The sequence below is a fragment of the Mycobacterium sp. genome (genome assembly GCF_049673265.1).
GTDB lineage: Bacteria > Actinomycetota > Actinomycetes > Mycobacteriales > Mycobacteriaceae > Mycobacterium.
Map to the genome: position 1 here is coordinate 1 of NZ_JBATXN010000069.1, position 9,850 is coordinate 9,850.

At 65.2% G+C, this 9,850-nt stretch carries 9 protein-coding genes and 2 riboswitches; all 9 genes read right to left on the minus strand.

Annotation, left to right across the window (positions count from 1 at the left end; all coding sequences use genetic code 11):
- The coding region (locus WBF82_RS02415; protein ID WP_424381512.1) for a WXG100 family type VII secretion target at nucleotides 1-160 on the minus strand (160 nt) is incomplete at its 3' end.
- 57 nt (nucleotides 161-217) lie between these two features.
- Nucleotides 218-1,474, minus strand: coding sequence for a PPE family protein (locus tag WBF82_RS02420; RefSeq protein WP_424381504.1), 1,257 nt, complete (start codon nucleotides 1,472-1,474; stop codon nucleotides 218-220).
- 13 nt (nucleotides 1,475-1,487) lie between these two features.
- Entirely contained in the window at nucleotides 1,488-1,787 is a 300-nt protein-coding gene (locus tag WBF82_RS02425) for a PE family protein (RefSeq protein WP_424381505.1), read from the minus strand.
- Between the two features lie 287 nt (nucleotides 1,788-2,074).
- Nucleotides 2,075-2,245: riboswitch (M-box (ykoK) riboswitch) on the minus strand.
- Between the two features lie 258 nt (nucleotides 2,246-2,503).
- On the minus strand, nucleotides 2,504-3,772 hold the full coding sequence (locus WBF82_RS02430; RefSeq protein WP_424381506.1) for a PPE family protein: 1,269 nt from the start codon (nucleotides 3,770-3,772) through the stop codon (nucleotides 2,504-2,506).
- Between the two features lie 14 nt (nucleotides 3,773-3,786).
- Nucleotides 3,787-4,086, minus strand: a complete 300-nt coding sequence (locus WBF82_RS02435) for a PE family protein (protein WP_424381507.1) — start codon at nucleotides 4,084-4,086, stop codon at nucleotides 3,787-3,789.
- A gap of 215 nt (nucleotides 4,087-4,301) precedes the next feature.
- Nucleotides 4,302-4,473, minus strand: a riboswitch (M-box (ykoK) riboswitch).
- A 147-nt stretch (nucleotides 4,474-4,620) separates the two neighbouring features.
- A complete protein-coding gene (gene eccA / locus WBF82_RS02440) occupies nucleotides 4,621-6,453 on the minus strand; it encodes a type VII secretion AAA-ATPase EccA (protein ID WP_424381508.1) in 1,833 nt (610 codons plus the stop codon).
- A complete protein-coding gene (gene eccE / locus WBF82_RS02445) occupies nucleotides 6,450-7,631 on the minus strand; it encodes a type VII secretion protein EccE (protein ID WP_424381509.1) in 1,182 nt (393 codons plus the stop codon). Before eccE ends, eccA begins: the two co-directional genes overlap by 4 nt.
- Entirely contained in the window at nucleotides 7,628-9,430 is a 1,803-nt protein-coding gene (mycP, locus tag WBF82_RS02450) for a type VII secretion-associated serine protease mycosin (RefSeq protein WP_424381510.1), read from the minus strand. The genes eccE and mycP overlap by 4 nt, the downstream gene beginning before the upstream one ends.
- The coding region (gene eccD / locus WBF82_RS02455; RefSeq protein ID WP_424381511.1) for a type VII secretion integral membrane protein EccD at nucleotides 9,408-9,850 on the minus strand (443 nt) is incomplete at its 5' end. The genes mycP and eccD, both read right to left, overlap by 23 nt.

Here is a 9,850-nt window from a genome sequence, read left to right on the forward strand (position 1 = left end):
AGGACGTCATCTGAGCGGTACCACTCCAGCCGGCACCGGCGATGTTTTGGCTCGATGCCCACATCTTGCGGGCCTCGTCCTCAACGGTTTGGGCGTGCACATCAAAACGGCCCGCCATCGCCCGCATGTCATGCGGGTCAGTCATAAAACGCGTCGGCATAATTGCTTCTCCTTATCTTCGAAATATGTTGTGGTGATTGGCGTTTTGGCTAGATTCTTAGCCGACTTCCGCCCACGACGGCACCATCGGCGGGCGGATCAGGAATCGGTTGTCCGCGATGCCTGTAGTGACTCCGGCGCGGGCACCCGCACCCGCAGGCGCCATAGCCGGCACGCCCGCGGCGACCTCCGGCGGCGCGGCCAGTGGGTTGCTTCCCAGCGCCGAGGCGACCGGGGACGACGCCGACGGGGCGACCGCGGACCAGCTGGGCGGCACCGACAATGGCCCGATCGACGTTGCCTGGCCGAGTCCTGCTGACATCGAGGAGCCAGCACCCGATCCCAGGCTGCCCAGTCCGCCCAGCGGATTACTGAGCCCGGCACCGAGCCCACCAATTGCCGACTGCCCCAATGCCTCCTCAGCTAGCCCATGCCCGGCCGCGTTGCCCAGCAAACTGGTGAACGCGCCTATTGTGTTACTCGGCATGTAGAACCCGGAGGAAAAAATGGTGTTCCAGATGGTTGCGTTTGGTCCCCACGCGCTCCAAAAGTTGTCCAGTGCCGAATTTCCGGATGACCCGCCGGTCAGCAGGCTCCAGATGCCCGATAGCCCCGACGTCGACGAGGAAGACGACGTAGATGTGGCTGGCGAAGCAAGGCCCTGCAGACTGGTGGGCACCGCAGAGGTCAATTGCGACAACGCCGCCTGCGTGCTGGTGCTGGCCGACGTCCCGGTCGCCTGGGTGACCGCAGCTGCCTGCCCCGCCAACCCGCCAGGCGCAGTCGTTTGCGGCGCCGCGGCGAATGCTGGCACCTTGGCCGCCGCCGCCGACTGGCCCGCGTAGCCATACATGGCTGCGGCGTCTTGGGCCCACATTTCGCCGTATTGGGCTTCGGTGGCCGCGATCGCCGGAGTGTTCTGACCTAGCACATTGGTCGCCACCAGGGCCGCCAACTGAGCGCGGTTGGCCGCAATCATCGGCGGCGGCACCGTCATACCAAACGCAGCTTCGTAGGCAGCCGCGGCGGCCGCCGCCTGGTTGGCGGTCTGCTCGGCTTGCGCAGCAGTGGTGTTCATCCATGCCGCGTACGGCGCTGCTGCAGCTGCCATCGCCGTCGACGCTGGACCGCGCCAACCTTCGCCGGTCAGGTTTGCAATGACCGAACTGTAATTGGTTGCTTGCGAACGTAACTCGGAGGCCAGACCATTCCAGGCCGCTGCGGCCGCCAGCATCGACGTCGATCCAGGTCCGGCATACATCTTGGCGGAGTTGACTTCCGGCGGAAATGCGCCGAAGTCGAATACTGCAGTCATTGCGGCGCTCCTTTCAGCTCGCGGTGATCACGTTGGCGGCCTCGGTGGTCACATAGGAACCGGCGCTGGCGCCCAAGGTGCAGACGAACATGTCGTGCATCGCTGCTGCCTGAGCGCTGATGGCCTGATAGATGTGGGATTGGGAGATGAATTGCGCTGCCGTCAAAGCAGATACCTCGTCAGCAGCGGCGGGCGCTACCGCCGTCGTAGCCACCGCGGCGGCGGCGTTCTGTGCCTTCAGCTCGGAGCCGATACCCGTCAACTGGCCGGCTGCTGCCGAAAGCAGTTCGGGCTGTGTGGTCAAGAGGGACATCAGAATTCTCCTTCGGCGAAGCAGGACGAACCCGCGGCGGTTATCGCGTCAGAGCACGACAGGACCACGCGCGCATACGAACACGATGCGTGCGTGTTAAGCGAAGCGGCGCAAGCCGATTCAGATAGTGGAGATGGCGCCGGGGCCGGATCCGAACGAAATGGTCATGGGTCTCGGATACGGACTATCACTAGAACTCATTTCGCCTCACCTCCTCACGGCCAGGGCACACTAGGGTGCCAACACGTTGCACATGGGATGAGGCGGACCTGCCAGATCAGCTGGCCGCGGCACCCCTCTCGTCAGAGCTTTGGCACTGCACGGCGTATCCGGCTGAGCCGGAAGCCACTTGGGCTCAACCCTTAACCCGGGAAGAGCTGTCCTGACCCTGGGCGTCTTTCGACGTTCGAGGTCAGTGGCCTATATCCGTGCAGACGCCTCACCTAGCGAGGTGCTTGCAGAAGCAATAGTTCCATTATCAACGGTAGTAGTCAACTCGACACGGGAAAACTGTTGCCGATATCGCGCCCGGGCCGGCGCAGCGGACGCGTCACCGGCAATCGAAAGCTGTTGGGGCTGTTCGCCGCCCGCTATGGATCGGATATCGTGCGGACCCGGTTCTCGGCACGGTGGACGGGTACGTCGGGCATGACGCCAACTGCGACGTCGTATGCCGATCGTGGCGGCCCTGATAACCACGGCTTAGCTCCTTTCTGCTATCCAGCCGCCGGCGGATGCGCCACCACGGTGGGACGGAACCCATAGCGGGGAGCAGCGAAGCCGAACCCGCGTCCGCCCATGCCTGCCGCCGGCACCCCAGGCATACCGGGCACACCCGGCATCCCGGCCATCTCGGTCCCCGCGCCCGGCGCGATGGCCCAGCCTCCCGATGGCGACGACATAAGCGCGGCGGGAGTTCCGGGAGTGGCTGCGGCCCAACTTTGCGGCACCGACATCGCCCCGACCAGGGTCGCGCGGCCCATCCCGGCGGACACCATCGATCCGCCCAGGCCCGGCGACCCAAGAGATCCCAATCCGGCGTTCAATGCCGACGGCGCGGTAGCCGCCGTCAACATGCCTGGGTTGACCGCGCCGCCAAAGCCCTGACCGGCCACCGCCAGGAACCCGATATCCGCGAACGCGCTTGTCACAGCCGGACTTACGCTCGCCGGGTTTACCCAGTTGCCGGAGAGGAACCCGTTCATGAAACCCGAGCTCACGAAGGAACCAAAAGACGAGCCAGTCGATCCGCTTAACAAGTTCAACAACCCGGCGATGCCCGTGGTGGCTTGATTCGACCCTGGCGCAAACGGATTGGTGCTCGCCGCTGGTGATGCCATGCCCTGTAGTGCGTTCGGAAGAGTCGAGACCACCTGGGACAGCGTCGACTGAACACCCGCGCTGGATGACGTGCCGGTGGCCTGGGCAACCGTGCCAGCTTGGCTGGCCGCCCCGGCCGCATTGGTGGTTTCCGGCGGCGAACCGAACGGTGTCACCGTCGATGCGGCCGCCGAAGCCCCGGCATAGCCGTACATCGCCGCCGCATCCTGGGCCCACATCTCGGCGTAGAGTGCCTCGTTGGCTGCGATCGCCGGGGTGTTCTGACCCAGCACATTGGTCGCCACCAGGGCGGCCAGCTGAGCACGGTTGGTCGCGACAACAGCGGGTGGCACCGTCATCGCAAACGCGGCATCGTAGGCCGCCGCAGCCGACCTGGCCTGAAAACCCGTTTGTTCAGCCTGGGTGGCGGTCGTGCTCATCCAGTCCACATACGGATTCGCCGCGGCCGCCATCGAGGCCGATGCGGGTCCCAGCCAAGATCCTTCGGCAAGGCTGGAGACCACCGCGGCATAGGAGGACGCGGCCGAACCGAGCTCGGCGGCCAACACGTCCCATGCTGACGCGGCGGCCAGCATCGGCCCCGAACCGGGGCCGGCATACATACGAGCGGAATTGACTTCTGGTGGTAATGCTCCGAAATCCATTGCGACACCTCCCCTTAACCCGCAGCAACCGCGTTGGCGGCTTCGGTCTCGGCATACGACACGGCACTGGTGCTCAGCGTCGACACGAACATTTCGTGAATCGCCGCGGCTTGAGCACTGACCGTTTGATAGAGCTGGGCGTGCGCGGTGAACTGGGCCGCGGTCAGCGCCGAAACCTCATCGGCTGCCGCGGGAATCACCGCCGTGGTCGGGCTGGCCGCCGCCGCATTGCCGGCGGTCACGTCTGCACCAATGCCCTGGAGGTCGCCCGCTGCTGCGGACAACGTTTCCGGTTGTGTAGTTACGAATGACATGGACTTCTCCTCAACGAAAGATCCGACCCGGGAGACGAGGCTGGCAAACCGGTTCAGTTCGCGGAGCCTGCCATGACCGGATCGGGGCGAAACGGTCATCGATCTTGGTTAGTTCTGGTCAGAACCATCAGCGGACGTCGTCTCGGCCCACCCCCTCGCGGTCAGGGCACTCGCGATACCGCCAAGAGAGATGGATCGCCCGACAAAACTGTCGGGTGGCACCCCTCTCGCCGGAGCTTTGGCACTGCACGGCGTATCCGGTGCGAACCGGAAGCCACTTGGGCTCAACCCTTAGCCCGGGAAGAGCTGTCCTGACCCTGGGCGTCTCTCGACGTTCGAGGTCAGTGGCCTATATCCGTGCAGACGCCTCACCTAGCGAGGTGCATGTTACGTATTTGTAAGGCCATCGTCGCAGTGCAGCTACCGTCCGTCAATGCAACACTCGACACCGGGTGGGTGAATTGCTGAAGTGTGATGTTGCGGCGGCTTACCATGCCGTTCCCGGCGGCAAGAATTAACTGACGACGCGGCTGACTAGTCCGGCTTCTTCTCCGCCACCGCTGCGCTGAGGCCCTCGGCCAGGTCGTCACGCGTCAGCTCCTTGAACCGGCGCAGTTGGTCGTCGCTGAACTCGTCGACGTCACTGGACAACACCGCGTCGAGATCCTCATCGTCGAGGCGGAAGCTGCGGTGGTCGCGGGCCTTTTCAACCACGTTGCGCACAAACCCCGCATTGCCCAGCACGTCGATACCGCGGATCAGGTCGCCGTCTTTCGACATGTTCTCGTCTTCATAGAACCTGGTGTAGGCCGGCAGCAGCACGTCAACCGCCTCATCGGTGATCACGTCTTCGTTTTCCCTGCCCATCAGCTGGGTCAGCGCGATCAGTTCCTTGGGGTTATAGCTGTAGAACTCGATCACCGTCGAAAACCGGCGCCGGAGACCCTGGTTAACCTCCAGCATCTTGTCCATCGCTTTGGCATAGCCGGCTCCGAAGACCACCAGCTCGTCGCGATGGTTCTCCATGTACAGCAGCAACGTATTGATGATCGCGTTGCCGTAGGCGTCGCCGGTGGAGTAGCCACTCTCATGCAGGTTGTGCATCTCGTCGAAGAAGACGGCGCCGCCGCGCGCCTCCTCGAGCATCTCCTCGGTGTTCTTTTCCGCATCGGCCATGTAGCGGCCAAGCAGCTTTGCGCGGCTGGTCTCCACCACCAACGGCTTGCGCAGCACAGTCAACCCGCACAGCTGCTTGGCGAATGCGCGGGCCACCGTCGTCTTCCCGGTGCCGGGCGGGCCCAACAACAGGGTGTGCCGTGAGGTCACCGGCACCGGCAGGCCCATCTTGGAGCGGGCCAGATTCACCTTGGTGGTCGACTTGATCAGCTTGATTTCCCGCTTGGCCTGGTCCATGCCGAGCATCGCGTTCAGCTCGGCGTCGCCTTCGTCCAGATACTTCTTCGCCATTTCGGCGTGCCGGGCGGCCTCGGCCTGTTCGCGGGTGGGCGCGCTATCCACATCCCACGGATCCGTTCTTGCCTCAATGGTTTCTGGATCGGTCAGCACCAGCCGATAGCCGGGGTTGTCCAACGCTTCGCGCGCCGGGGTGAACTTGGCGTCGCGTGAGTACACCCGGCGTAACGACTCGACGGCCTCTTCCTCGCGGCCAAGATGCCGCAAGCACATGCCCTGGGTGTACATCGCGACATTGGCGGCGCCGGGCACTCGGTCGCCCTCGATGGCCTCCTGTGCGCGACGAGTCGCCTCCTCGAAGACCCCCAACGAGGCCAGCGCCGTGGTCGCCATCGCCGCTCCGGCGGCCTTGAGCTCGGGGTGGCGCCACGTGGTCCCAGGCGGGAACTGGGCCAAAACGTCGGGCCAGCGACCCGTGCGGAAATACAGCAAGCCCCGCACGTACTTGAGCAACTCCTCGTCGAACGGGTGCCGTGGCTCGGTGGAATCCAGCAGGTCCGCCGCTTCCGCGTACCGTTTCGCCTCGGTGAGGGCCGCCGCGTAGGCGGCAGCCAATGACTCCACGCTGGTGACCGCCAGCCGTAGGAATATCCCGTCGGAAACCTCGGGACGAAATTCCAACTCGGACAAGCCAAGTCGGCGGATCTCCCAGCCGAACGTCTTGACCGCGTGCCACGCGCCGGTGAGCACATCGATGGTCTGGTCACCGGCGAGTACCCGGGCCAGCCAAGCGTCGCACATGTCCGGATCGAGCCGGGTGGCCGTGGTGAACATCTGCAACGCCACCTGCGGATTTTGGCTTGGTTGCAACCCGTTGACCGAGATGCCGGACGCAAGCAGGCCCGCAACCATGGCGTTGCGGGCATCTGCTCCTCCGGCCTGCGGCCGGGTCATGGCAAAGCTTCGGCGTGACTCATCTGTTGAAGGTATACCGCACCGACCGGAACCAGGATGCCCTCGCCGTCGTCGAGTATGCGACTCGGCATCGGCAGCGGCCGACCCGAACTCGGCGCCGGAATGCTGGAAGCCACCGCGCCCAGCTGACGGCCGGTGAGCCGGTTCAACCCGTTGAACGTCTCTTTGCGCAGCCGCTTGTCACTGTGGTAGCGCACCCACACCGCGACGTCGGCTTCCCGACCGTCCGCGATCAGCCGGATCGTCATCACGGTGACGTCGGCATCGGTGAGCCACAGCTCCTGGAGTGTGTCGCTGGTGATGTCCGACGGTGAGACCCAGAAGCTGGTGACGAACCCGTCGGGGGTCTTTAGGTAGCGCCAGTACGGCCGGATGTGGGCCGGCTGGAGCCCGGCCAACACGGCGTCGTCGACGTCGACGATCTCGTCGGCGGTCAGCGGTCGTGCTGAGCAGCTTCGCCCGTCCAGATGCTGGGCCAGCCGCTCGGTAGCCGCCGCCAAGGTGCTGGCGACCGAATCGCGGGCCGCCACCGCCTGGACGTTGTGCAATGGATCCATGCGCAATACCAGCCAGGTGTTGCGCTCCTCGAGCGGACGCCGATCGCCGGTTGGCCCGAGATCGTCTTGGACCGCCGATTTCACGCCATTGCCGGCGCGGCGGGTTCCCACCGAAACGATGTCGACGCTGTCAAGGCGCACGTCGAACTGGCGCAGCGCCTCGATGACCGCGTCCAGCGGCATCGTCGCCGGTACCGCGTCTTGATGGCGATGCCGTCCCGACGGTGCCTCCACGGCGGCCTCTACCGCGATCACTGCGATCAGCTGGCCGTCGTACTCGCGCACGCCGACGGTCTCGCGGCTAAAGCGACGCCGGTGATCGATCGCGGGGGTGCAGCCGACGGTCAGCGCTTCCGGATCGGCGTACCAATTTCGCACTCGCGCAATCGGTGCCGACGCAATGGGAACGCCGCCATTGGTGACCAGGGCAACGATCGTCACCAATGTCTCGAGCCCAACTGCGACCCAAAAGGCCGCGTGACCAGCCTGCCACGACTCGGGCAAACGACTCGCGATCACCAGCAACGCAACATCAATGAGAAACACCACGGTGACTCGCGGCCACGACAGGGCCAGGCCGTATTCGCGTTGTGCCTTCATTCCTGTCTCCCTGTCTTTCGCAACAGCATTGCTGCACCGAACACCATGCCGGCTATTAGTAGTGCGCCACCGAGGCCGCCGGCGGCGACCCATACCGGCACCATGTTGCGCGGAGTAGGTGCCGGAGGCATGTTCAGCGGTGACTTCGAATCTTTGGGTAGGACAGGCCCTTCCGGCACATCCCAGGTCAGCGCAGCGACCGGGTCGACGATCCCGTAGCCGACCTGGTTGTCCACGCCGCGAGCAGGTGCCCTGGCGGTCCGGGTCAACCGGCTGATGACTTGGTGTGCGGACAATTGCGGATATTTCGCCCGTACCAGCGCAGCTACACCGGACACGATCGCCGTGGAGAAGCTGGTTCCCGACGGCACCAACAACGAGTTGTCCGGACCGTCAATGGCGTTGACCAGGCTGTCATCTCGCGGTGAGAACCCGACGACGTCGGTCCCGGGTGCCGCGATCGATACCCACGGCCCGGCCACACTCAACTTGTCCATCGGCGCGCCGGAGGAATCCACCGCGCCGACGGTCAGCACGTAGTCGCTGAACCACGACGGCGTCACCACTGTGGTCACGCCGTTCCAGTCGCGAACATCCTTGGGGTGCAAAGGGTCAACGAGCGGATTTTCTTTGCAGTCGCGCTGGCTGGTGTCGCCTGCGGCAGCGACGATGACGGCATCCTTGTCGACGGCCGCGTAACGGACCGCAGCGCCGAGGTCAGGCGCGTCGATGATGCTGCGCGCACTCATGCACATCACCTGGGAGATGTTGATCACCCGCGCGCCCATGTTGGCGGCATGCACGATCGCCCGCGCCATGGTGAAGATGTTGTCCCGCTTCTGCCGCGTTTGCGGGTCCTCGTCACCGGTGTAAGCGTCCTTGAGGCTAAACGCCTGGCTGGACTGGCGGATCGAGATCAACTCGGCGTCGGGGGCAATTCCGGTGAATGCGTCGGACGGTCCTCCCGGCGGAGGGTCCAGTGGCGGCGGCGCAGCCGGCCGCGGGTAGTCCACCGAAACGACCTGTCCGCCATGGGAATAGCCAGGCAGCACGGTCTTGCCGTGACCATGGTTGGCGGCTCCCGGCGCCTTGGGTGCCGGGGGTGCGCCAAAGGGTGGCGGCGGACCGCCCGGCTCCTCCGATGCTGGCGGAGGAGGGACAAGTGTGATCGTCTGCGGCGGCGGTGGCGCCACGCTGATCGTCTGTGGAGGCGGCGGCGATGGCGGTGGTTCCCTGGTCGGAACTGGCGGCGGGCGCCGCGGTCCGGGCGCTCCGGGTGCTTCCGCGCCCGACGGGGCCCCGGCGATCATCGACGCCACCAGCGTGCCGTGCGCGTCGCAGTCGGACAGGCCGTCGCCGCCCATCACATAGTCGCCGCCGGGAATTAGGTGCGGCAGCCTCGGGTGCGGGGTTACCCCGGTGTCGATGACGGCGACCTTCACGCCGCCGCCGCGGCCGAAGCGCCACGCCTCATTCAGGTTGAGCATGTCCATGTACTTCGGCTGCAGCCGAAAGTCGGTGCCCGGCAAGACCCCAACCTCCGTGCAGTACGAGCTCTGCTTCATCGGCTGAGGAGGCCCGGGCGTACCGTCCGACGGTACCGCCCCCGGGTCGATCCCGGGTGGATCGATCGCGTAGGCCGGCGCGCCGGAAAGCGCTACCGAGGCAACGATGAGCGTCGTGGCAGCCACTGCGGCCGCGCGAAGCGGCCTTCGGCTAACGTGGCGACCCGCTGCGCCCGGCTTCGCCGCGCTTGCGATCGCCACAAGCCGACGACTACCGGTAACGAATCGCTGCATAGACATTCATCAGCCACAAGGCCAGCGGGAAGATGGGCATCAGGCAGAGGTATTCCACCCATTCCACGAGCTTGCGGAACAGCGGGCTGTAGATGGTGTTGGGCACCACCGCCGCGGCCGTCAAGCCCGCTGCAGGCAACAGCACCACGATGGCCACTCCGGCCGACATCGCCGCCGTCGAGGACAACACCAGCGTGTACCGCACCACGATCGTGGCGACGATCAGCACCGACGTCAAGGCCAAGATGACCGCCTGCCAGCGGTCGACGTAGGAACGGCCGCGCAGCATCAGGAAGCCCGCGGTGGCAGCGGCCAGCAGTAGCGGTAGCCAGCGGTCGCCCGTGCGTGGATCGGATACGCCCGCCAGGGACACAATCGTCAGCACACCCAGCCCAACCAGCAGTCCGGTCAGGAATGACC